The organism is Bacteroides sp. PHL 2737, from assembly GCF_004115325.2.
GTDB classification, from domain to species: domain Bacteria; phylum Bacteroidota; class Bacteroidia; order Bacteroidales; family Bacteroidaceae; genus Bacteroides; species Bacteroides hominis.
Genome location: NZ_CP040630.1, coordinates 1017136 through 1040056 on the forward strand (window position 1 = coordinate 1017136; position 22921 = coordinate 1040056).

The following is a 22921-nucleotide window of genomic DNA, read 5'->3' on the forward strand; positions in this document are numbered from 1 at the left end:
ATATATGATTATGTTACGACACTTTCTGGATGACTTCATGTCGTTCGTACCCCTGCAAATGCCGCAGCTTCTCAATGTGGCGACAATGGAGGAGCCGCAGTTTTACGGCGACTACGTTCTGCTCACGTTCCCGTTGCGGGACCCCTATGATTTGGAGGAGGTCATGGACATATTCGAGGACGACATGGAGCTGATCACGCTCTACCACCATGTGCCGGTCGGATTGGAAAAATCCGGTCATAGCACCTGTGCCTACTCCAATCCCGCTTTCGGACAAATGTTCAAGATGAACGCCCGGACAGACGCGGACGGTAAGGTAAACCGCGTCATCGCGACCGTTTACGATTCGTTGGAACTGATGTACGGCGACCTGTCTCTCGACTTGAAACTCCACACCGGAAACGGCAGCTTCAAGTACAAGAAGGAGCTGGAAGACGTGCTGTTGGATTTCATGTAAAACAGTTCCTATGCGAAACACGATATATCGCCAGATGATTTTCTGCATCGACACATACCGCACATGGATAGAGGTGGCCGATGACAACCTCTACAAGGAGCACGTCATTCCGAGGAACAACCGGACCGATTTCCTGGTTTCCCGCACGCTGGTACTGCGTGCTTGCAAACCGCATGGCACATACGACCGGGGCATGACGTGGACGATTCCGGAGCATGATCTGGACGCGGCACTGGCTACATACCGCAAGCAGAACGGCATATTCAAGTCCCGGATGAAGAAAGGCGCATCGTCCCTGACAGCTGAAGACACCGAGAACATTATCCGCTTGGCCACCCACGGGATTGTCCGCTTGGAACTCGTGGTACGGCCCGTTCACATACCTTCAAAACCCTATTACCTGTTATGACTTGGATTATATTACAGTTTGTGTTTCTTGCAATGCCTGTCGTCCTTCCGGCACTGTTGTACAGGAGCAGACGTTACTTCATGGCAAAATTCTACGATAAAATGATATGGAGCGAAAAGGCCCGCAGGTTGTACACCCATGTGCTGCTTATCGTATTGCTCCTCTTCCATTATGTCTATACGAGCGGACACCCCGGCGAGTTCGGTGTTGTGCCATCCACCATTGTGTGTGCCGCATGGGCCTCTTTCCGGCGGGCGGACCGATGGATGCGCTGTTTGCTCGACCGGCCGAAACGTTTCGTCTGGTTTGCGCTCTTGGCATTGGTCATCGGCTTCGTGCCGCATCTGTACACGATGTCCGTAACCATCGCCTTTATTCTTTTGGCTGCCCTGTTCTACCCGTCGGCAAGGGTCATGTCCGAAAGGACAGACATGCGCAAATTCCTCGAATGGCTGGAATATCCCGGAGCATTAGCCGACAGTTATCATAGTATCATCACGCAAGACTGCCATGATAATGCGGATAATGGCAGTCCATACAATCCGCACGATATGAATCATCAAAAACAGAACGAAAATGAGAAATAGAAATGAAGCACCCGCCACCATACTGGCCAACACGGAAGTGTTCGACTATCTGAAAGAAAAAGTCGGCGAGCGGAAAACAAGAACAGAAGCCTACTGCGACCTGTTGGATAAATCGCTGGCAGGTTTCGTCTCCCCGTTTTTAAGGAAACAAGACTACGACCTCGGTCCCTGCCAGTGCCATGTGACCGTTTCCGACCTTGCATCCGAGTGGCATTGGCACCGCGCCACCGTCCGCTCGTTTCTGGACACGCTCGAAGCATTCGGGCAGTTGGAACGTATCCGGCTGGCGAAAAGCGTCATCATTACCATGCACCTGCGAATCGGCACGCCTGACATGCCGGACAGTGGGCAGAAAGAAACGGACTTTGCCACAAGAATACAAGGAATATTGTACGATTGGGTGATTGGCAAAGCAACTTCTTTCGATGTCGGCAAATCATGCGGACAAATCATGCGTCAGACCTTGGCGGAGATAACCGGACAGGACAGCCGGGCCTATCCGGACAACCATTCCGGCACGACATCCGTGCATACCCTCCGATCAGAAGAACAATTGCGTGAGACCGTTTTGGAGTGTATCGCCCATGCCGCCCTATGGCGGGTTCTGCGCAAGTCGAGATTCGACGACGGCTCACCGCTCGTGCAGTTCTTCCGGTCCGATCTCGGTGGGGAATGGGCGGCGTTCATCGAAGCCTCGAAAGAGCTTGCAGAGCTTGTTATCGACGGAAAGCCGGATGGAACGGATTTCGGTATGGACGAAGAGACGGAACGCCTCGAATCGCTTCGTAAACCCTTTCTATCGCTTTTAGCGAAGGCGCAGGAAGAAAGTTGAACAGGGATTCGCAGACAAAGATTGTATAACCACGGGCAATTCTCCCCGGTTCAGGTTCAAATATCCTTCCAGTTATAGCAGGCATCCGGGCTTGCCCGTCTGCCACTGAACAAAGGGAAGGGGTAGCCTAATACCCCGACCGACATTCGTCGGTGGGAAGGGTGTCCGTACAAGCAGCAAGCTGGGGACACGGGGGATTGTCCGAAATAACACGGAAGCAGTATGGCAAATGCAAAACAGGTTCTTGACGTTCAAGTGTCGAAAGGAATCACCGCCGCCCAAGGCAACGAACATCTGCGCAATCGCAGCAAAGAGGCAGAGAAGTACGCCATGAGTAAGGGCAACTACGATCCCACTCGCAAACATCTGAACTTCGAGATTGCGTCCGGAGGCAAGATACGCCCTATTGACACGAGCCGTAATATCCCGGAACGGATGGCGGACATATTGGGCCGTCGCGGAATAAAGGACCCCAACGAGGGACTGATCGAACCGAAATACCGCACGGTGGTAAACATCATCTTTGGAGGTTCGCGGGAGCGGATGCACGAACTCGCATTCGGTACGCAGAAGGTGGATTTTGAAAAAGGTGCGGACAATACCAGCATCAAAAGGAAGAGCGACATCGAACGTTGGGCAAAGGATGTCTATTCATTCGTTTGTGGCAGATACGGAGAGCAGAATGTTGCCGCCTTCATTGTACACCTCGACGAGTTGAATCCGCACGTGCATTGCACGCTTCTGCCAATCAAAGACGGGAAGTTTGCGTACAAGGAGATATTCGCCGGAAAGGACAAGTTCGAATATAGTGCGAGAATGAAACAGCTCCATACGGACTTTTTCGCCGAGGTCAACACGAAATGGGGAATGGCGAGAGGCCGGAGCGTCGCCGAGACCGGCGCACGGCACAGGACGACGGAAGAATACCGCCGTATGCTCTCGGAAGAGTGTACAACTATCGAGGAGAATATTGACCGCCACCAAAAAGTGCTTTCCGATCTTCATTCGGATATACGGCTGGCAGAGCGCAGGGTAAAGGGTCTCACTTCAATGGTGGAAAACCTGCGACGAGAGAAATCCGAAAAGGAGGCCCAACTGGCAGCACTCGAAAATGACATGAACTCCCGAAAAGACGATGCCTTGGCCATATCCGCCGAGAAAGAGAAACTCGAAAAAGAACTGGTCGCTATCCAAGGGAAACTGGCAGACAAACAGGAGAAGTTACAGACTGCCGACCGACAGCTTTCCGACCTCAAAGAGAATATGGATGCCATTCAGGAACGCACGGAACAGCTTAAGGAAGAAGCCTACGAATACACCCGTGATGTACATTCCAAAGTGGACAGCCTGCTCAAGGATGCCATGCTGGAAAACATGGTCGATGAGTGGCGGGAACTGTCGGCACGTATGAAGCCCTCCGAACGGCAACTGTTCGATGGCACCCTCGTGCGCTCCGTGGCAGAACAAGGCACGGAAGTCATGCACTGCGCCACACTGTTGTTCCTCGGCATGGTCGATGATGCCACTACATTTGCCGAAACACGTGGCGGAGGTGGTGGCGGCAGTGACCTCAAATGGGGACGCGATGACGACGAGGACAACCGGGCATGGGCGCTCCGCTGCATGAGAATGGCGAGCCGCATGATGCGTCCGGCCATCGGCAAAAAGCCCAAACGATAAATGGCAAAGATTGCCTGAAAACTGAATAGATTACAATTAAAAAATTGGAATTATGACAAAGAATATCATCTTTATCTTTGCGGCGTTCTGTACGCTGCAAGCCCGTGCGGATGTACAACCCACGGAGAAGGATACTGTACGCTGCATGTTCCGTTACGATGACACTGAACTGCTGCAGCCGTTACAGCCCTCATATCTTGACGGAGTGGTCGTCCCGGCACGGGGAAACGGCAACTGGTTCGTCAGTATCGCCGGAGGCACGACGGCCTTTCTCGGCACCCCGCTTGGCTGCGAAGACCTGTTCGGGAGGTTGAAACCCTCGTATAGCCTTGCCATTGGCAAGTGGTTCACCCCGTGGGTAGGCGCACGCATAAATTATAGCGGCTTGCAGTTCAAGGACGGTACGCTGGCCGTGCAGGAATACCACCACCTCCATGCGGATCTGCTATGGAATGTGCTCGGCGGCAGTTATTCCCGTCAGGAACAGGTACGCTGGCATCTGGCTCCCTTTGCCGGTATCGGGCTGCTGCATCATGCGACCAACGGGCATAACCCGTTTGCAGTCTCTTATGGTATACAGGGGCAGTACCGGATTTCCAAAAGGGTAAGCGCCCTCGTGGAACTCTCCGGCGCAACCACTTTCCAAGATTTCGACGGGTATGGTAAGGAGAACCGTTTTGGTGACCACATGTTATCGCTTACCGCCGGATTTTCTTTTCATATCGGCAGGGTCGGTTGGAAACGCGCCATAGACCCAAGTCCTTATATCCGCCGCGATCAGTGGCTTGTCGAGCGCGTAAATGCTTTGTCGGAAGAGAACCGTCTTTATGCAGGGCAGCATGACAGAGACCGACGGACACTCGCTGAGCTGAAAAAGATTCTGGAAATCGAAGGATTGCTCGACAAGTACAGCCATCTTTTTGATGACGACGATGCATTCGACGGCAACCGTTATCCCAAAAACAATTACAGCGGTCTGAACTCGCTTCAAGCGAGACTTAAGAACCGGAAGTGGGACGGGAAATCTCCCTTGGATGGGAAGGGTACACAATCTGCCGACACAATTCCCCTTTGTGCGGGTCAAGACACACTCTGTATGCAATATTTGGCTCGTATGCAGAACGGAAAAGAGTGTATCGGCTCACCCGTGTATTTCTTCTTCCAACTCAATACGGCGCGTCTCACGGATACCTCCCAGACGCTTAATCTCGACGAGTTGGCAAGAGTAGCGAAGAAGTACGGGTTATCGGTAAGCGTCATTGGTGCAGCTGACAGTATGACCGGAACAGCATCCGTAAACAATGTCTTGAGTGCATCAAGAGCCGATTATATCGCTGAAGAATTAATCAAACGTGGGGTGTCGGGCGACAAGATAACCAAAACTCACCAAGGCGGCATTTCCGATTATGCGCCCAATGAGGCCAACCGCCATACAAAGGTTATGCTGCATCTCAAATAATACTTTTTGTTCATACGATATAAAAACATTTTTTTTCGTTTATGGAGAGCCTGTCTGTGAAGATCGGCTCTCTTTTTAAACGGAAATCTGACTGTTTGATATTTTCTAATCGGTAACGAACATCGTAATTATTTATTATATACTATCTTTGCATTCAGTCTTTTACCGGTATAATTCATGAACATGCAAAACTCTTATCTGACCTCGAAGCCGCACTACGAGATTCTGGACGGACTGCGCGGTGTGGCGGCTGCTATGGTAGTGGCCTTTCATCTGCTGGAAGCGCATTCCGGCGGCAACCATCTGAACCAGATTATCAATCATGGCTATCTGGCAGTCGATTTCTTCTTCATGCTTTCGGGTTTCGTCATCGGCTACGCATACGATGACCGTTGGAACCGGATGAGCACGGGAACCTTCTTCAAGCGTCGTCTTATCCGGCTACAGCCTATGGTGATCATGGGGAGTATCGTGGGAGCCGCGCTCTTTTGGTTTCAGGATGCCCCCTGTTATCCGGCAATGGAGGGCGTGTCCGCCGGTGCGGTGCTGCTGGTCATGCTGCTGGGTTGTACGTTACTGCCTCTGCCGCTGAAGTGGGACGTCCGGGGATGGATGGAAATGCACCCGCTGAACGGGCCGGCATGGTCGCTTTACTACGAATACATCGGCAACATATTGTACGCCTTGTTCATCCGCAAGTTCAGCAAGACGGCATTGACTGTCCTCGTGGCGATAGCGGCGTGCTTCACGGTACACCGCTGCCTTACCGCACCTGCCGGCGACATCGTGGGCGGATGGGCTTTGAACTGGGAACAGCAGTACGTGGGACTGGTCCGGCTGATGTACCCCTTCTTTGGCGGACTGCTCCTGTCCCGGCTTGGCTGGCTGATACGCACCCGCAAGAATGCTTTTGGGTGGTGCAGCCTGATGATAATCGCCGTGCTTTCCGCGCCCCGTATCGGTGGGGAGGACGGGTATTGGATGAACGGGCTTTACGAGGCTTTCTGCATCATCTGCATTTTCCCGGTTATCGTCTCGATGGGAGCGGGAGGCAGGATAACGGGCAAACGCTCCGCTGCCGTATGCAAGTTTCTGGGCGACATATCCTATCCCGTCTATATCACCCACTATCCGCTGGTCTATATTTATACGGCATGGGCGTTCAACCGTCAGGCGACACTTGCCGAAGGCCTTCCTTACATGCTGCTCACGTTCGTCGGGGCGTTCGCGCTTGCCTATGCCTGCCTGAAGTGCTATGATCTCCCGGTGCGCAAATGGCTCACGGAACGTTTCTTGAAGAAGAAATAAAAAGCGGTAAAGAAATCCTATATTTATTATCGTATTTCTGTCGGATGACAGATAAAGTTCCGACGCCGAAGGTGTTTTGCGGACGACACAATCAGATAACGCGAACCCAAATGTCTATTACTGTTTCGCTGATAGAAGAAAAGCCCCTTGATGCCTTTGCCATAGGTTTGAGGGGCTTTTGGGGAGGCTACAAACCTCTTTTTGTTGAATAGGTTCTTTTGATATTGTCACACCTTTTTCTATCCCGACCGACGTATAAAACGTGCGTGTGCATGTCGGTTGTACAGGCCAAAGACATACCGGGAGAATAAAAACAGCACTGCCCGCCTGTAGAGGGGTTTCCTACAGACGGGCAGTGAGTAAGACACGGAATTAAAGTTTGGCGGTTGTCACTGGATAGTTACGCCACTGGGCGGTACGTAGGCTGCACGGATGCGGAGAGGTCTATTGATGCGGGGTGCTTTACCGGTAGTGCCGTTATCATTCGTGTATATATCGTCCCAATCACTTTCTGCATAACCACCGTCTGGCAGGGCCTTGGTGGCACGGGCATAGCTGGTGCTCTCTGGATAGATATACGCAGGCCATATTCCTGTTCTATCTTTTGCTGCCGCCGATGACCAGTAGAAATTGTTCTGGAACTCCGTGTATGTATTGTAATAAGAGGTAAGAATACTTTCCAGTTGGGAGATACCGGGCAGGAACCAACCGGAAGAATTGCTCATGCCCTGTACGGCTCCATTGGCATTGCGCTTGTTCTTGTTATAGCAATATTCCGCCGCTGAGCGGGGTTTTTCGTTCAGGTTCATTTCTGATTGTCCAGCTTGGGTAATAATGCGCCGGGTAGCTGCCGCCCCATGTTTGTTTCCTTCCGTCCATTCGTTATTTAGCGGACCTCCGATGTATTCACCATTACAACCCCATTCCAAACCGTCATAGATATAATCCCCTTCAAACTCGTTCAGGGGGTCGTAATGGGATATATATTCCTCATAGGCTTCCACGTAGATAGTGCCTTGAAGTCTGCCTTCATAATACCACTGTACCGGCAACAGACCGTGCTGTACGATTTCAATGGTACGGGTACGTGGCGTCTGCGTGTTGTTGTCGGTGTACGAGATGTTGACGGTGGCGGTGCGGTCTTTCGTGCTTAGGTTTTCGTCCAAGTAGAAATAGATGCGGTCACGGCTCCTGCTGATGGTGTATTCGGTGTTTTGGGCAAGGGTGTTGGTCACCAAGTCCGTGGTGAAGTATTTGCGTTTGCCGTTTCCCGCAGTCCATTTCTGTCCGGTCGCCAAATGGGTATCTGTACTCATGTCGGCAGAGAGTGTTCCATTCTCCATATTTTCGGCTGGCACACGTTCCATGCGTATCCAAGTGTGACTTTCCGGGTCGGCTATGCTGACTTTCATCTTTGGATTCTCATCTTCCTCGAAGAGGTACACGTCCAAAGGTGTGATACAGAAGTGGGCGTCGTGGTCACGCTCGCGCAGCATGGACAGGTAGAACGGGTTGTTCTGCTCGGTGATGTTGACGCGGGCATCGAAGGTGATGTGGTCCGGGTTGTTGCCCACATGGGTCAGTCCGCTGATGACGATGTTGTTGGCGTAGTGCCTGTTGCGTATCACCTTGAAGTCATTCACCGGGTTGCCTCCGAGATAGAAGGTATATTCGGCCTCGATGGTGGTGTTATCCTGATTTGCGGGCAGGGAGGGGTCGCCGTTATAGGTAGTGTAGTAGGCTCTCATCTTGAAATAGGTAGCCTTACTGTTTTCGCCTACAAGTCTCGGCTTCCACCGCTGCTTGTCAACATCGTCCTCTACTCCAGCCGGATACTGATAGTTTTCCGGATCTTCGTCCGGTTCAATCATGTTCTCGAACATGTAGAAGGTCAGGGAGGCGGCCCCGCCGTGGTTGTAAACGACGGCATCGCTCTGTATGTTTTCTACATTGCGGTATGGCTCATCGGTAGTCAGGCTGGTCTGGCCATCGGCAGGCTCGGTCAGGGGTACGGCGGTAGGCATGTTGTACACGCCCCATTCCGCAATGGAAAGGCGGGGCAGTTGTCCGCTCTCGTCCGAGTGGTCGGAATCGATACTGATGTTGATGTCGATGCGGGCCATCAGTGCCTTGAGCTGCATCGTGAGGCTTCCCTTCTCGGTGAGGTTCACGGTCGCGCTCTTGCCCGCCATCGGCATTCCCGTGCTGGGCAGGGTCGTGATGTCATCGCGGGTGTTAGGAGTATAATTGGCAGGATCGTACACGAACGCTTCGAGCAGCTCCTTGGGCTTTTTCCCGTCTTTGCTATATTGGGGGAAATTATCGGGATAACCGTCGCCGTTGGCATCAGTTACCACCTCCGGAGTCACGTTGGCCAAAGCGTAGATGGTAGTTTTTTTTGCGAGTGCCGGATCTTTAAACACGTCCGTAGGAATGCTGACATTGGTCGTATTCGCCGACGGAGCCATATACGGCGAGAATACTTTCGTGTTGCTCGATTCCAGATAGTCGCCGTTTTCGTCGAAGAAGAACAGGTAGAGCTGGTTGATGCGCTTCTCCTTGTCGTCCTTGGCGATGGCCGAGCGGGTGACGACTTGCTGCGGCAGCATGTTCTGGCAGACGGCCTCGATGGTGAATCCGTCGCCGGGCGGAACGGTACCGCCGCCAAAGTCCTCCTCCGTGGTGCAGGCTGCCGGCAAGAGCATGGAGGCCACCGGCAGGAAATAATAAAGTATCTTTTTCATCTTTATGCTGTTTTCGGTTGTTGTTTTATTGGATAGAGACGTCGCTGTCGCCCCCGTCTTCCCAGAACTCGTTATCGGCGGCAATAAAGTTCAGCGCGAAGGTTTCGCCCACGAAGTTGAGCTGCGCCGTATAGCGGACACCCGCACGGGGCTGGAACTGTGTCGGACGTTCGGCTGTAGCGGTCTTATCCGCCCCTTTGTAGGTATATTCGACGGAAACCTCCACGTCCTTGCCGAAATAAGTGCCGTCCGTGGCGTTGCTCAACAGAAGCAGGTGCTTGTCGCCTATCGGGCTGACGGAACTGTTGGGAGCTACTGCAAGCCCTGTCTCGTTGTTATATATCTCGTATGTGCCGGGATAGGTGCCGCTGTAGGTGTAGAATCCCTCTTCGTTGGTATTCTTGCTGAAATCGATGGTAATCGAGCGGGTGAAGTGGCCCGACAAGGTAACACGCTTGACGGTAACAGTTTCCTTCTTTTCATCTCCGTAATTGTAGTTGTTCACGGCGAAGCCCAAGCCCGTCATGATGTGGCTGAAATTGAAGCCCACGTTCCCCGTGGTACGCAGGTGGTTATAGACGACGGAAACCATCGCGTCGGGTGTCTGCATGTCGTTCAACGTGGTAGTCGCTACATCGCCCGTCTCGCCGAACGGCATGGTGAACGTCAGTTTCGGCACGCCCCGTGTGGTGGCGCTGGCGGGACTTTCCACTGTAAAACCGTCCTTCGGGTAATAGGCGAAAAAGGTGTACCGATAGCTGTCGGGGGAGGTCGCCGCCGGATTTTCCGTCGTGTTGTACCATTTTCGCGGGCCGCCACTGTTATTATAGTCATAAGTGCAGGCCGAGCCGTTGTAGGTGACGGCTTGATTGAAGAACACGTCGGGGAAGGCGTTGCCGCTCTTGTTACCCCAGTTCGCGCTGCCCGATGCCCAGTCCTTTTCGGTGTTACTGCCACGCTGATAAGGCACGCAGTAGCCCAGTACGCCGAACGTGCCGCCGGTGGGGAATGCGTCGTGGAACGTGCTCCGGGTGAGTTTCTCCACGGTAATGACCGGGGCGGCAAAGTGGATGGCGTCGGGACTGTCGGCTTCGGGCTGCGCCCATTCCTCCTGCTGGCAGGCGGAGCAGAGAAGCAGGAGAGCCGGAAGTATGTATCGTTGCTTCATTTGGATGTTCATTTTATCGTCAAGTTACAGATAGCTTATAATTGGGTTATTGGGTCACGTCGATGGTTACGTTCCCGCCTATGGCGTCGCTCCATGCGTTGACCGTGGGCGGGTCGAACACGATATAGCCTCCGCCGGTGAGGGTGAACGAGTAACGGTAATGGTTCGCCGCCTCCCACATGCTCACGGTGGTGGCAGGCAAGGTGTAGGAAGCGGTCTTTCCCCTCTCGGCATCGGTATCGTAGGTGACAGTCAGTTTCACCCCGTCCGTGAGCGATTGCGGAATGAGTAGCAGGTCGCCCGACACGTCCGCATTTCCGGCTGGAGTTACGGAAGTCTCTTTCTCCACGCTGACGGTTCCCTCTGCCGTGTTGCTCCACAGGGGTTCCTTGCCGCTGTCGTAATCTCCCTTGACATCCAGCCCCTCAAGGGAGATGGAATGTACCGTGGCGTTGCCACCCTCACTGCGTGCCGCAAAGGTGATGCGTGCCAGCAAATGTTGGAATTTGAGGGCTACCGGACCGGGAGGCTCTGTCTGGCCTGCCATGACGGAGATACCCGTCTTTTTCGCCGTCATCAGGTCGTGTCCTTTCGTGGCGTCGAAGCCCTTGACGGTAAATGTGCCGTCCGTGCAGGTGGCGGAGGACACGGCATCGCCCAGCGTTTCCACAGACGGATAAAGGGCGTAGAAGTCGTAGGTATTACCGGGGAGCCAGTATCTCGTGCCCTCGTAACCCCACATGCCGGAAACGTATGTCACTTTTTCGGCGTTAAACACGCTCGTGGCCGTACCGCCCGTTCCGTCGGTGTAGTTCCCCCATACGCTGAACGAGTTTCCATCGGTCAACATTCCGTCCGCGTCGTCGATGGCGGCCCGTGTCACGGCGGGACCGGCAAAACGGATCGCCCCGCTGTTGCCGCTTGTTTCCATGTCCGGGCCCGTGCTTTCCGTACAGGCTCCCAGCAGGCAGGCGACAGCCGGTATGAACAAGGTTTTGAATAGGTTGTTATTCATAATCATACATTGTTTCTTTATATCCGGTTATTTCTGACGCTACCGGTAGCGTAAATAAGGAGCAACACTCCCGTTAGTGGCTATGAGGGGACATTCAACCCCTCATAGCCTGATGTGATGTCTTTTCGGCTATTGATGCAAGCGATTACTCTCCGGCGTTTTCCGGGGTTACATCACTATTTGATGCGTCAGCCCATTCATCTACATCAATAACTTTGAACTCAATTACCTGCTCCTTCAACTCCGGATCAATCGTGCTACCGTTGATTTCTACTGTATAGTTATATTTGAAACCTTCAGTCCATTGGTTCTGTACTGTGCCGCTAACATCGCCTTTATATGCCAATTTTCCTTTGAACTGATTTTCACTTAATTGTTTATTTGCTGCATCATAGAAAGTTGCGGTAAAGGTTACTTCCAGATTTTCGTTGCTTTGTGGAATGACAAAGCAGGTCGTAGTGTGGGTAGCGTCCTTAAATTCTTCGGCAATATCCCCTAATGCTCCGAAATCATAGTCCTCTGTTGAAACACTTTGAGTAGTCCAATTGATATCTGGTTTCCCGCTTTCGGCATAAGTCGCTGTAACATTAGTTGTTTTTACTGCATTCACCTTGATGTCGGAGATTTTCATGGTGTAGTCATAAGCGTCCGTGTTCTTGAACGTGAACTTCACCTGCGACAACATATGGTAGAAAGATAAGTTTACCGGACCATTATTAGCTTCTTTTGCAGTCACCTCTTGGGGTATAGCCACAATCAAATCTTTCGTATTGTCTACCGAGTAATTTGGGAATGTCAACACTCGAGAGGTTGCATTAAACTCTGCATTCTCAATTTTATTACCACCATTGGAGTAAGCGCCAAAACGGTACTTCTTGCCATTTATCCAATAAGCAGTCTGTGTGGGATTCCAAACCGTCCCCTCCGCTCCTACAGTGCCTCCGTCTACCTGAACATTGGTATATACGGAAGTCCATGAATCATCATAGTTTCCGAATACGAAGAACTTCTGAAGATTCTGCTCCGTTGTTTCAGTCACACTACTTCTCGTTGAATGGTTCACGAAAGTTCCGAACTGGATCGCCCGGCTCTGCGGCATATCCACAACTTCTTCGTTCGTACAGCTTGCCAGTGCTGCTACAGCCACTCCAAGCACAAAAAAACTTTTCTTCATAAGATGTAAAAAATTAAATTAAAAATTTGGTTATTTAGTACCTGTTGTTTTATTCGTTTCAGTCAATGGGCAGCGGTATGTCCACCCATTCTCCCCAGCCGTCCACATCTACGTCAAAGCTGCCTCCGCCTTCCAGCCCCTCGTCGTTGGAAATCGACAGCCCGCTCACGACGATAACGCCACCCCGTGGTTGTCCTTTCACTTGGTCTGTGACATCGAACTCGAAGGTCTTGAACTTGCCGTTCACCATTCTCACCTCCAAGTTCAGGCTGTACCTTCGCCCGTCCGTACCGTTTCGTCCGTAATGTTCACCCGGATAGTCGGGTACGCCGAACGACTGTACCAGCGCTTCCGCTCCGTAATCTTCCAGCGTACAGTCGAACATTACCGTGGCTGCGGTTTCTCCGGTATGCCCATCGTTCAGATAGACCGTTTCGGCCATGCCTGCCAAGGCTCCGCGTGCCAAGGCCACGTATTGTTGTCCGCTTTCGAACTCGTAACGTATCATATAGGTGTAAACCAATGGACGCAAGGTAACCGGCAGCTCCGTCGGGGCAAGTGTTTTTTCTGCCGTGTATTCTTCCATGTATGCCCCGTAAAGCATGTCGGGCTGGTTCACGGTACGTTCCCCCGCGTGCAATTCATGGAAAGAACTCCGGGTCACGCCGCGTGTGGTGGCTGTGGCGGATTCCGAAGCGGCCACGCCATCGAACACGATATATTCCGTATCATTGTTGTAGAACAACAGTTCGTGCGTGCCTTCCGGCATGGCGATCCGTCCTCCTTCATCGGGCAGATTGCTCTCTATACGCTGTCCGTCGCTGGTATAGACTTGGACACGTATTCCGTCGGCCGGAGCAGGACACAAATCTTCATAGTCGTACTTCCAGTCCTCTTCCCACAATTTTTCCCAGTCATAGGCGTAAGTACGTTCCCATTCCTGTTCCCAGTCGGAAGAGAGATTCACCTTCACGGAAAGACCATGCTCGTCGTGGTCGTAACACAGGTCTTTCCGGCAGCTCGTGGAAAGGAATGTCAATCCTGCAAACGTAAGCCCCATGAGGGTATATCGTAGCGTTGCTTTCATCGTGCGCCTCCTTTCTTTTTATCGGTATCCCACAACCGCCACACAAGGGCAAACTTCAGTTTCAACGGACCGAAGTAATTCATTCGGTTTGTCTGCTGGTACACGTAGTGCCCGTCGATGGGAAGATATTCTTCGTACTTGCTGTGCATGTACCCCAGACCGATACCGGCTTCCAGCGAGAGCCGCCGTCCGATGGGGAACATGTAGCCGTAGCTGACACCCACCATTTCGGCCTCGCCCTGATAGCCCTCTTTGCCGTTTTCAAGGTCGTACCACGTGAAGCCGCCGAACACGCCGAGGTAGTGGCCGTGCCACGGGCTGCCTTGCTTCTGTCCGAACCACCAGCGTCCCTCCGGGCTGATTGTAGCTACTTGGTAACATTTGTGCTTGCCGTCATTATTCCACCATGCCATGTCGCCTTCGAGGTTCACCGTCCAACGGTCGGCGATACGGTACTCCACTTCGAGCGAAGGCATCAGTATCGCATCGTAGAGCAGGTTGGTCTTAACGGCCAACCGCTGTACTGTCGGTCTATGCGGTTGCACGGTCGCTTCCTTCCGCACCGTTGCCGGCTCGGAGGCCGGTTCCGCCACGCTATCGGGTTGCAGGGCCGGTTCCGGCTCTTTCACTTTCGTCTCTTTTTGGGAAATGACTTTTACGGGCGGTTCGGGTTTCCGGTAGCAGGCCACCGAGAGGCTGGAGCGCAGTTCGGGAAAGAAATTCTCCAGCATGTAGGTGTACGGCATACCGCCCCGCAGGTCCATGAGCTGTTTCTTGCGTCCGTCCACTACGCGACCTGCCTTGTCGAACACCCATACGGGCGTATGGTCAAGGATATGCAGCACCTCTTCCTTGTATAATATGTCCGAGGCGGCGACCATTTGGCGCAGCATGTCCCACGCAATACCTTCTCCATGTATGCAGATCAAACTGTCGGGGATTCCGGCGTGGCGCACGAGATAGGATTTCAGGGAGTCGGCCCTGCGCTCTGACAGCACCCCGTTGAGACGGTTCACACCTTCGGGCGATGCCCACGAGCGTATCACGACGCTTTCAAGGCGGTCCGCACCGTGTTCTTCACGCAGGGTGCGGATAAAACGCTCCAGTTCCGCGCGGTTGTCCCGGAAGAGCATGTCCACTTCCCTGTGGCCCTGCCGGTAATGGATACGGGCCGAGTCCAACTCTTGCGCATGAACATACCCGCCGCAGAATAAAAGAAATAATAACAGTATTCGTTTCATTGTCATAATTCTGTCTATGCCAATTTATTTATATCAGCTATTTATTCAATCTCTGTACGTTTGTCCGTGCCGTGCTTCTTTCTTTAGAGGTAAAAAAGCACCGAACCAACAAATAATCAGCCGGATAACTGTCAGTTATGCCGATTTATTTGTTCGTTAAAAAGACTATCGGAAAAAAGGTCGTATTATTCGGACACTCCGGGAAAATTTGTCCTACTCAAAGAACTGAAACGCAATTTTTTGCAGATTTTTTTTGTGGATAATTCGTGTTTTTGTAATTTTGTGGCTGAAAACGAACGATTTAACCAACGATTAAACCAACGTAAAATCATACCCTCCGTTTTTGCAACTCCCCTTTCCGTCTTATCTCTTTCTCTTTCATGGCCTTATCTATTTCCTTATAGCGGCTACGGAATTTCATGAATGTATCCCGCGAAATGTCGAAACGCCTGCATATATCGGCAATCGTACAGTTCCGCTTCAACATGCCAACGATGACCTTTCGGTTTTCGATCAGCACGTTCATTTTCGTGTAGCTGCCTTTTTTCCGACCAAGGACGACACCCTCGGCTTTCCGGAGGGCGAGAGCCTCCTTCGTGCGCATCGAAATCAGGTTGCGTTCAATTTCCGCTACCAGACCGAACGCGAAACAAAGTACCTTGCTGTTGATGGAGTTGTCGAACGAATACCCCTCCTTGGTTGTGTAAAGGTTGATTCCCTTCTCCAGACACTTGCCCATGATGGCCATGAGGTCCGTCAGCGTGCGGCTTAGCCGCGAAACTTCCGTGACAATCAGCGTGTCGCCCCGTTTCATGCGCCGTATCAGTCCCCCTAATTTGCGGTCGCACCCCTTCTTCTTGCCGCTGGCGACCTCCGTCACCCACTGGCTGACGGAAAGATTTCTACTGTCGGCGAAACGCCGGATCTCGTCTTGTTGGTTAGCCGGGTTCTGTTTGCCCGTGCTGACCCTTAAATAACCTATTATCATAATCCTTAATTATTTTACGGGAGCGACATTGCCCCCGTCCGGTATAAATAAGGCATGATGGTTCGAAATGAAAGGATTCTGTACATAATTGTATGCGTAACATTTTATTCTTCAACTATTTTAATGTCTTTTCGGAATCTCGTCGGGAAAAACTGGCACGTATGTTTTCTCCGGACAGGCCGTAAGCTCGTGAAAAACATAAACCGTTACGGAGGAAATGCCTCATTCGTGGAACTGCATGAAGTCGGTGCCTATGACAACAGCCATTCTCTGATGCCGGATTTGAAGGGGCAACGAATGGACCGGATGCCCCAAATGGTTGGACGAGCAATGCTGAAATCGAATGATATGCCGAAAAATAAAGAAAAATGCGGTCTTCTCGACAGTAAGCAAGAAGCCGCATTTGTAATAAGTACCCCGATTTCTGTAAGAACGCTTTGTCCGGAAGTTGTCCGTTGAATAGGTTGTGCTTATTTCAATGATTTGCGTAGCAACGGAAGGCGTTTCAGTATATGGCCGATAGAAAGGACAGTTGTAACGATTCCTGCCCAAAAATGACATTGCCCGACCGGGGAACCTGCTCCTTCTATGCCTAACAGGGCAAATCCGGTCAGAACCACGGACAGGAACAGGACCGACAGTACCGCCGTGACCTTGCTTTTCCGGCCTATTCCGTTCTTGGCAGTTCCCTTGTACCAGCCCCAATGCGTCGCTATATGAAATATGGAGGCCATGAGGAACAGCAGGCTCGTCAGGACATGGAAAACTGCCCAATTATGCCATACCTCGTGATTGCCTTCATAGTCGGCCACATGCAATTCGATTCCGGAGTATGCGGACAGGACAAACACGGGAATCAGGCTCCAGTCTATTATAAAAATCTTTTTCATCTGTCTTTCGGTTTTAATAGATGCGGCAAAGTTCGCATCTTCGACTGGAACCGGACGATAACAAATGTAAAGAAATGAACTATCGCCTGTTTCTGATCCTCGACAGGGAAACAGAAGTAATCCCCAAATAGGAGGCAATATAATGCTGGGGAATCCGCTGTATGATAGAGGGGTGTTCTTTCAGCAGTTCTTCATACCGTTGTTGGGGGGTGTTCTTTATGCGGGAAAGGAAGAGCCGCTGATAAACATGGAAGCGTTCGATGATTTTTTCCTCATATATCTGCCGTAGCGCGGGCTTCTGTCCGAGGTTTCTGAAAAAATCTTCCCGCTTCATAACCGACAGTTCTGCCGGCTCTATGCTTTCCAGGGAAAAAAGGCTCGGTGTCCGTTGATACAGGCTGTCGAATGACGCGACGAAATCCCCTTCGAAAAAGAACTGGAAAGTGATGTCCCGTCCTTCGTTGTTGAAAAACAGGCGCAGGCAACCTTTCCGGATCAGGTACATTCTGTCGGCTACCTTGCCTTCTTCCAACAATATCGTTTTAGGAGGAACGGATAATTCGGTTATCTCCGGAAGCGATAGAAAATAGGCGTTTTTATCAGAGTTCATTGTCATTTCATCTTTATTCGTCATGGTTTGATAGTGTATTGTTCATCACGTACTCGGCACAAATTCTGATAGAGACTCATCTACTTTAATAACTTGCGTTCGCTGCCGCCAGTTCCCAATATTCTCATCTGTTGAATGGCTATCTGATTGAGTTTAATCAACCGCTCACCCTGCGGAATACCTTGGTCTATAAATACTGCATTGAGGTTTTCCATATTTGAGAGGCAAATAAGCTCATTGATTGTGGCATAGTCCCGGATATTCCCTTTCAGTTCGGGGTGTTGCTCACGCCACATCTTGGCGGTCATACCGAACATCGCCACATTCAGCATATCGGCTTCATCGGCATAGATAATACTGGCTTGTTTGGCGGTTACCTCTGCCGGGATAAGGTTCTGTTTTATGGCATCGGTATGTATGCGGTAGTTGATTTTCGACAGTTCCCGTTTGGCTGACCAACCGAGTTGCTGTTGTTCCTCGGTCTTTAATCGTTGGAACTCCTTTATAATATACAGTTCAAATTCAACGGAAATCCAGCTTGCAAACTTAAATGCTATATCCTTGTGAGCGTAAGTGCCGCCGTAGCGTCCCGATTTGGAGAGTATGCCTATTGCGTTTGTCGTACTTATCCATTTTGTCGGTGATAAGGTAAAGGCGTTCAGCCCGGCTTCCTTTTTAAACCCCTCGAATTCGAGGGGTTTAAAACTCGGGTTGTACAAACTCTCCCAAATACCCAGATATTCTATTGTATTCCGGTTACGCAGCCAGTTCCCGATAACCGCAGTCGGGTCATCGCTTTTGTATCTTGCTATGTCTGTCAGGCTGATATAATCATTCTCGTTGACTGATATAATTGTGACACTTGTGTCTTTTACTGTAATCTTTGCCATTTTATATTTGATTCTTTGGGTTTTATGTACAAAAGTAATTATAATCTATGAGACTTTCTCCTTTTCAATGAACAATATGACTTTTCCTTTCGGATATAGACAAGGATATAGACAAGGTATTTCGCTACCTCCGGTAATACCTGCTTTTCCCTTATTTCAATCATGTAAAATCACCATAAATAGGTATTGTCCAGTAAATTCAAACCCCGTACTTTTGCAAAAATATAAACGGAAACATCGTTCATTATTTATGCAGGTACTCAAAGAAGACATACGCGGCCGCATATTGGCAGTCGCCGAACAGCGATTCGGGCAGCAGGGGTATTCCAAGACCTCCATGCGCGAGATTGCCGGAGCCGTCGGTGTCGGTGTGGGGAACATATATAATTATTTCCGGAACAAGGACGAATTGTTCTGTGAAGTGGTCCGTCCCGTCCTGCACGCTATGGAAGCCATGTTGCAGGAGCATCACGGCATACGCGGCGAGGACGTGATGACGATGCGTTCCGAAAAATACCTGAAAGCCTGTATCGACGAATACGTTTCGCTCATCGAAACGCATCGCAGCCTGCTGGAGATCCTGTTGTTCCGTGCCCAAGGCTCTTCGCTGGAACATTTTCGCGAAAGCTACACCGACCGTTCGACCGGGCTGGTCAAGGCATGGTTCGCCGCCATGAAGAAGAAGTACCCGAATATAAATACGGCTGTGTCCGATTTTATCATTCACCTGCATACGGTGTGGATGTTCACGCTGTTCGAGGAGCTGTTGATGCACGCGGTGCCCAAACAGGAAATGGAATCCATTCTGCATGACTATATTCTGTTTGAAATTCAAGGTTGGAGGGCCATTATCAAGGTATGACAGATAGAAAAGACACATACGGACAAGCTGCCGTAACGGGGCAGCGGGAAAAGAGGAAATCTTCACAAAGGTTTCCTCTTTTTTTATTCGTGAACAAATCTGAATATCGTTCATTAATAAATATCATAACAAATGAAACAGAGACATAAATTCGAGAGCATTGTCGCCGAGACATTGCTCATTCCGCTCTATTACAGGGCGAAAGAGAGCCGCCGAAAGAACCCGATTCTGAACGACAAGGTTGCGGAGGGGCTGGTGGACAGTCTGGAATACGACTACTCCCGTTTCGACGGGGCGAAGTTGAGCGAGGTCGGCTGCGTCGTGCGCGGGTGGTTTTTCGACCGTGCCGTGCGCCGCTTCATAGGGAAGCACGCCGATGCGGTGGTGGTGAATGTGGGCTGTGGTCTGGACACCCGTTTCCAGCGTATCGGCGACGGGAAGGCCGTATTCTACGACATGGACCTGCCGGAAGTCATCGCGCTGCGCCGCGAGCTGATTCCGGAGCAGCCGGGCAACCCCTACATTGCGGCCTCCCTGCTGGATGCCGGCTGGCTGGACGACCTGCGTCGCCGGCATCCCGATGCGCATTTCATCTTCGTGGTCGAAGGCGTGCTGATGTATTTCTATGAAAAGCAGGTAAAAACATTTCTGCACCATGTGGCCGAGCGTTTCGGGGGCGGCGAACTGTGGTTCGACGTCTGCGGTACGATGATGAGCCGTCACGGAGTGAAACCCGATTCGCTCCGTGAACACGAGGCGCAAATCCGCTCCGGTCTGAGCGACGGGCGTCTGGTAGAACAATGGGAACCCCGCCTACGCCTTTTGGAACAGGCCAATTACATGAAGTTTTTCCGTCCGCGCTGGGGCTTCTTCTTCGGGCAAATATTGGGACGGATGACGCGGCTGTGCTACAAGTTCAGTTCGATGTTGGGATATGAAATCGTATCGAATTCCCGTGACACGGCGGCAATTCTCCATGAAAGATGAAAGAGACGACGATTGAACCTTATCTCCCAATGTTGGAACGGTTCGAAGAATTTTTCAGGGAAGAACTGGCATCCCGTTTGTCGGTCGAATCCGTTGATTCCGTGATGGAAGCGGCTGTCGAGAATTTTCATCGTATCTCCGCAATCATTCCGGATGTCCCGCCGACATCACCATGGGTGAAAAACATTATCGGTATAGCCTATGAGATCGGTCTGTGGCAAGAACTGTCGGCCAGAGGATGGAGTCCGGCAGAACTTTCCATTGTTACGCAGAAAGCATTGAAAAAGCTCACGTTGTCGAGTATCCCTTCTGAAAAAATTTCGGAAATACGCGAAATGTTGTGTTCGCCCGACTATGTGCGTCGCATCGCTTCCGCTTCGCATGTTTCCACAGAGGACGATTGGCTGTTCGATTGCGTGTTGCCGAATGCGGACGATACGTTCGATGTCGGTATGGACATTGCCCGGTGCCCGGTCGCCGAACTCTGTTCCCGTATTGGCGTCGAGTGCTTTTTTCCCTATTTCTGCGTGAATGATTATATCACACACGATGTACTCGGTATCCGGCTGACACGGACCCGCACATTGGCACACGGTGCTTCGTGCTGCGATTTCCGGCTGACAAAAGAGCGGGGAGCGGCTGACGGGGCTGTTGTAATCCGGCCGGAAGATTTACAGGAATTTACCAACAACGGATAGAGAGAATCGGATAAAATTCAATATATGGAAACAAAAGAAAAGAAGAAAGAAGGTCTGTCCCGCCTGTTCGAGATCGCGGGGCAGAAGAAAGGGCTGCTTTTTCTGGCGGGTCTGCTGTCGGCAGGCAGCGCCGTGTGTATGCTCGTACCCTATTGGGCGGTGTACGAGGTGTTGAAAGAGCTGCTGACGCACGGTACAAGCCCGGCTTCGGTGGACGAAGCCGGCATGATTCGTTGGGGCTGGATCGCCTTCTGCGGGCTTATCGGCGGACTGGTGCTGCTGTACGCCGCCCTGATGTCCTCGCACGTGGCTGCATTCCGCATTCTGTACGGATTGCGTGTCCGGCTGTCCGAGCATATCGGCAAGCTGTCGCTGGGTTATCTCAACAACACCTCTACCGGAGCCATCAAGAAGACGATGGAGCAGAACATCGAGAAAATCGAGGGATTCATCGCCCACACGATTCCCGATTTGGTGAACGTAGTGGCGACGGTCGTGGTGATGCTCGTCATCTTTTTCTCGCTGGATACATGGCTGACGGCGGTCTGTCTGGCCGTGGTGCTGTTGAGCTTCGCCCTGCAATTCTCCAATTTCATGGGGAAGAAGGCACGGGAGTTCATGAGTATTTACTATGATGCGCAGGAAAAGATGAGCGCCTCCGCCGTGCAGTACGTCAGGGGAATGCCCGTGGTGAAGATATTCGGACAGAGCGTCCGCTCGTTCCGGCAGTTCAACGCCGAGATACAGGCTTACAAGACGTTCGCCCTGAAATGCTGCGACACCTACCAGAACGGGATGATCGCGTTCACCGTCCTGCTGGGTTCGATGGTGACGTTCATTCTTCCCGTGGGTATCCTGCTGATACAAGGGAATCCGCAGTCGCTCGCATTGGCCGCCGTATGGCTGTTTTTCATCATCATGGGACCGGGTGTGGCTTCGCCCATCTACAAACTGACGTTCCTGGGCGGAAACACCAAGGAGATCGACGAAGGCGTGGCGCGTATCGACCGCATTCTGGAGAAAAAGCCCGTTCCCGAACCGGAACACCCCGAAGTGCCGCAGTCGTATGAGGTGGAGTTCCGCCACGTGTCATTCTCCTACGAAAATACGGAACAGGGCACACGTACCGAGGCGCTGCGCGATGTTTGCTTCACGGCGCCGCAAGGCCGGATTACGGCGCTCGTGGGGCCTTCGGGAAGCGGCAAGTCCACCGTCGCGAACCTGATTCCCCGTTTCTGGGACGTGGAGCAGGGCGAGATTCTCATCGGTGGCGTGAACATCAAGAACATCGCTACGACGCAGTTGATGGATACCGTTTCATTCGTCTTTCAGGATACGTTCCTGTTCTACGACACGCTGTACGAGAACATCGCCGTCGGTTCCCCCGCCGCAACGAAAGAAACGGTCGTGGCGGCGGCCAAAGCCGCCCAGTGCCACGAGTTCATCGAGCGGCTGCCGCAAGGCTACGAGACGAGAATAGGCGACGAGGGCGTGTATCTGTCGGGCGGCGAGGCGCAGCGGGTATGCGTGGCCCGCGCCATTCTGAAGAATGCGCCGATACTGGTACTGGACGAAGCCACGGCCTTCGCCGATCCGGAGAACGAATACAAGATGCAGCAGGCCCTTCAATCCCTGATAAAAGGCAAGACCGTGATTATTATCGCCCACCGGCTGTCGTCCATCGTCTCGGCGGACAACATCGTGGTCTTGCAGCAGGGACGGATCGTACAGCAGGGCCAGCACGACGACTTATCCGTCGCCGAGGGGCTCTACAAGAACATGTGGGATGCCTATACGAGCGCTTATCATTGGAAGTTGAACAAAAATTGAATACG

At 51.8% G+C, this 22921-nt stretch carries 22 protein-coding genes; 12 read left to right on the top strand and 10 right to left on the bottom strand.

Going from position 1 to position 22921, the window contains the following annotated elements:
- Positions 1 to 4 precede the first annotated feature (4 nt).
- From DBK98_RS04245 to DBK98_RS04275, 7 genes are all read left to right on the top strand, one after another.
- Positions 5 to 457 (top strand): hypothetical protein, encoded by a 453-nt coding sequence (locus tag DBK98_RS04245; protein ID WP_007571948.1) that lies wholly within the window; start codon positions 5 to 7, stop codon positions 455 to 457.
- A gap of 10 nt (positions 458 to 467) precedes the next feature.
- Positions 468 to 866 carry a hypothetical protein gene (locus DBK98_RS04250; protein WP_171059043.1) on the top strand — a complete coding sequence of 133 codons (399 nt, stop codon included), beginning with the start codon at positions 468 to 470 and terminating at the stop codon, positions 864 to 866.
- Positions 863 to 1453 carry a hypothetical protein gene (locus tag DBK98_RS04255; RefSeq protein WP_007571950.1) on the top strand — a complete coding sequence of 197 codons (591 nt, stop codon included), beginning with the start codon at positions 863 to 865 and terminating at the stop codon, positions 1451 to 1453. The genes DBK98_RS04250 and DBK98_RS04255 overlap by 4 nt, the downstream gene beginning before the upstream one ends.
- Complete coding sequence (locus DBK98_RS04260; RefSeq protein ID WP_008654966.1) at positions 1443 to 2285, top strand: hypothetical protein; 843 nt, start codon at positions 1443 to 1445, stop codon at positions 2283 to 2285. Before DBK98_RS04255 ends, DBK98_RS04260 begins: the two co-directional genes overlap by 11 nt.
- 222 nt (positions 2286 to 2507) lie before the next feature.
- A complete protein-coding gene (mobV, locus tag DBK98_RS04265) occupies positions 2508 to 3965 on the top strand; it encodes a MobV family relaxase (RefSeq protein ID WP_007571955.1) in 1458 nt (485 codons plus the stop codon).
- A gap of 52 nt (positions 3966 to 4017) precedes the next feature.
- On the top strand, positions 4018 to 5424 hold the full coding sequence (locus DBK98_RS04270) for an OmpA family protein (RefSeq protein ID WP_007571956.1): 1407 nt from the start codon (positions 4018 to 4020) through the stop codon (positions 5422 to 5424).
- A gap of 177 nt (positions 5425 to 5601) precedes the next feature.
- Entirely contained in the window at positions 5602 to 6732 is a 1131-nt protein-coding gene (locus tag DBK98_RS04275; protein ID WP_007571958.1) for an acyltransferase, read from the top strand.
- A gap of 389 nt (positions 6733 to 7121) precedes the next feature.
- Here DBK98_RS04275 and DBK98_RS04280 read toward each other — a convergent pair whose 3' ends face one another.
- From DBK98_RS04280 to DBK98_RS04310, 7 genes are all read right to left on the bottom strand, one after another.
- Positions 7122 to 9476, bottom strand: coding sequence for a DUF4906 domain-containing protein (locus tag DBK98_RS04280; RefSeq protein ID WP_007571963.1), 2355 nt, complete (start codon positions 9474 to 9476; stop codon positions 7122 to 7124).
- Positions 9477 to 9501: 25 nt separating this feature from the next.
- Positions 9502 to 10644: a fimbrillin family protein gene (locus DBK98_RS04285; protein WP_225719301.1), complete on the bottom strand. Its 1143-nt coding sequence runs from the start codon at positions 10642 to 10644 to the stop codon at positions 9502 to 9504.
- A gap of 46 nt (positions 10645 to 10690) precedes the next feature.
- Positions 10691 to 11659 (bottom strand): fimbrillin family protein, encoded by a 969-nt coding sequence (locus DBK98_RS04290; protein WP_225719302.1) that lies wholly within the window; start codon positions 11657 to 11659, stop codon positions 10691 to 10693.
- A gap of 145 nt (positions 11660 to 11804) precedes the next feature.
- Positions 11805 to 12833 (bottom strand): fimbrillin family protein, encoded by a 1029-nt coding sequence (locus tag DBK98_RS04295; RefSeq protein WP_007571968.1) that lies wholly within the window; start codon positions 12831 to 12833, stop codon positions 11805 to 11807.
- Positions 12834 to 12891: 58 nt separating this feature from the next.
- The gene (locus DBK98_RS04300) at positions 12892 to 13920 is read right to left on the bottom strand and encodes a DUF5119 domain-containing protein (RefSeq protein WP_007571970.1); all 1029 of its coding nucleotides are present in this window, start codon (positions 13918 to 13920) and stop codon (positions 12892 to 12894) included.
- Complete coding sequence (locus DBK98_RS04305; protein ID WP_007571972.1) at positions 13917 to 15167, bottom strand: DUF3575 domain-containing protein; 1251 nt, start codon at positions 15165 to 15167, stop codon at positions 13917 to 13919. Before DBK98_RS04305 ends, DBK98_RS04300 begins: the two co-directional genes overlap by 4 nt.
- Positions 15168 to 15489: 322 nt before the next feature.
- Positions 15490 to 16149, bottom strand: a complete 660-nt coding sequence (locus DBK98_RS04310; protein ID WP_007571976.1) for a recombinase family protein — start codon at positions 16147 to 16149, stop codon at positions 15490 to 15492.
- Between the two features lie 189 nt (positions 16150 to 16338).
- Between DBK98_RS04310 and DBK98_RS04315 the strand changes: the two genes are divergently transcribed.
- Positions 16339 to 16608, top strand: a complete 270-nt coding sequence (locus tag DBK98_RS04315) for a hypothetical protein (protein ID WP_225719305.1) — start codon at positions 16339 to 16341, stop codon at positions 16606 to 16608.
- An 11-nt stretch (positions 16609 to 16619) separates the two neighbouring features.
- Here the strand turns inward: DBK98_RS04315 and DBK98_RS04320 are convergent, their stop codons facing one another.
- The 3 genes from DBK98_RS04320 to DBK98_RS04330 all read right to left on the bottom strand — a co-directional run bounded on the left by DBK98_RS04320 (position 16620) and on the right by DBK98_RS04330 (position 18539).
- Positions 16620 to 17039 (bottom strand): DUF4405 domain-containing protein, encoded by a 420-nt coding sequence (locus DBK98_RS04320; protein ID WP_007571980.1) that lies wholly within the window; start codon positions 17037 to 17039, stop codon positions 16620 to 16622.
- 79 nt (positions 17040 to 17118) lie between these two features.
- Positions 17119 to 17673: a Crp/Fnr family transcriptional regulator gene (locus DBK98_RS04325; protein ID WP_007571982.1), complete on the bottom strand. Its 555-nt coding sequence runs from the start codon at positions 17671 to 17673 to the stop codon at positions 17119 to 17121.
- A gap of 56 nt (positions 17674 to 17729) precedes the next feature.
- Complete coding sequence (locus tag DBK98_RS04330; protein WP_007571983.1) at positions 17730 to 18539, bottom strand: KilA-N domain-containing protein; 810 nt, start codon at positions 18537 to 18539, stop codon at positions 17730 to 17732.
- A gap of 250 nt (positions 18540 to 18789) precedes the next feature.
- Between DBK98_RS04330 and DBK98_RS04335 the strand changes: the two genes are divergently transcribed.
- The 4 genes from DBK98_RS04335 (at position 18790) to DBK98_RS04350 (ending at position 22916) form a co-directional block, all read left to right on the top strand.
- The gene (locus DBK98_RS04335; protein WP_007571984.1) at positions 18790 to 19401 is read left to right on the top strand and encodes a TetR/AcrR family transcriptional regulator; all 612 of its coding nucleotides are present in this window, start codon (positions 18790 to 18792) and stop codon (positions 19399 to 19401) included.
- A 132-nt stretch (positions 19402 to 19533) separates the two neighbouring features.
- On the top strand, positions 19534 to 20388 hold the full coding sequence (locus tag DBK98_RS04340) for a class I SAM-dependent methyltransferase (RefSeq protein WP_007571986.1): 855 nt from the start codon (positions 19534 to 19536) through the stop codon (positions 20386 to 20388).
- The gene (locus DBK98_RS04345; RefSeq protein WP_007571988.1) at positions 20385 to 21086 is read left to right on the top strand and encodes an L-2-amino-thiazoline-4-carboxylic acid hydrolase; all 702 of its coding nucleotides are present in this window, start codon (positions 20385 to 20387) and stop codon (positions 21084 to 21086) included. The genes DBK98_RS04340 and DBK98_RS04345 overlap by 4 nt, the downstream gene beginning before the upstream one ends.
- A 24-nt stretch (positions 21087 to 21110) precedes the next feature.
- Positions 21111 to 22916, top strand: coding sequence for an ABC transporter ATP-binding protein (locus DBK98_RS04350; RefSeq protein ID WP_007571990.1), 1806 nt, complete (start codon positions 21111 to 21113; stop codon positions 22914 to 22916).
- Positions 22917 to 22921 lie beyond the last annotated feature (5 nt).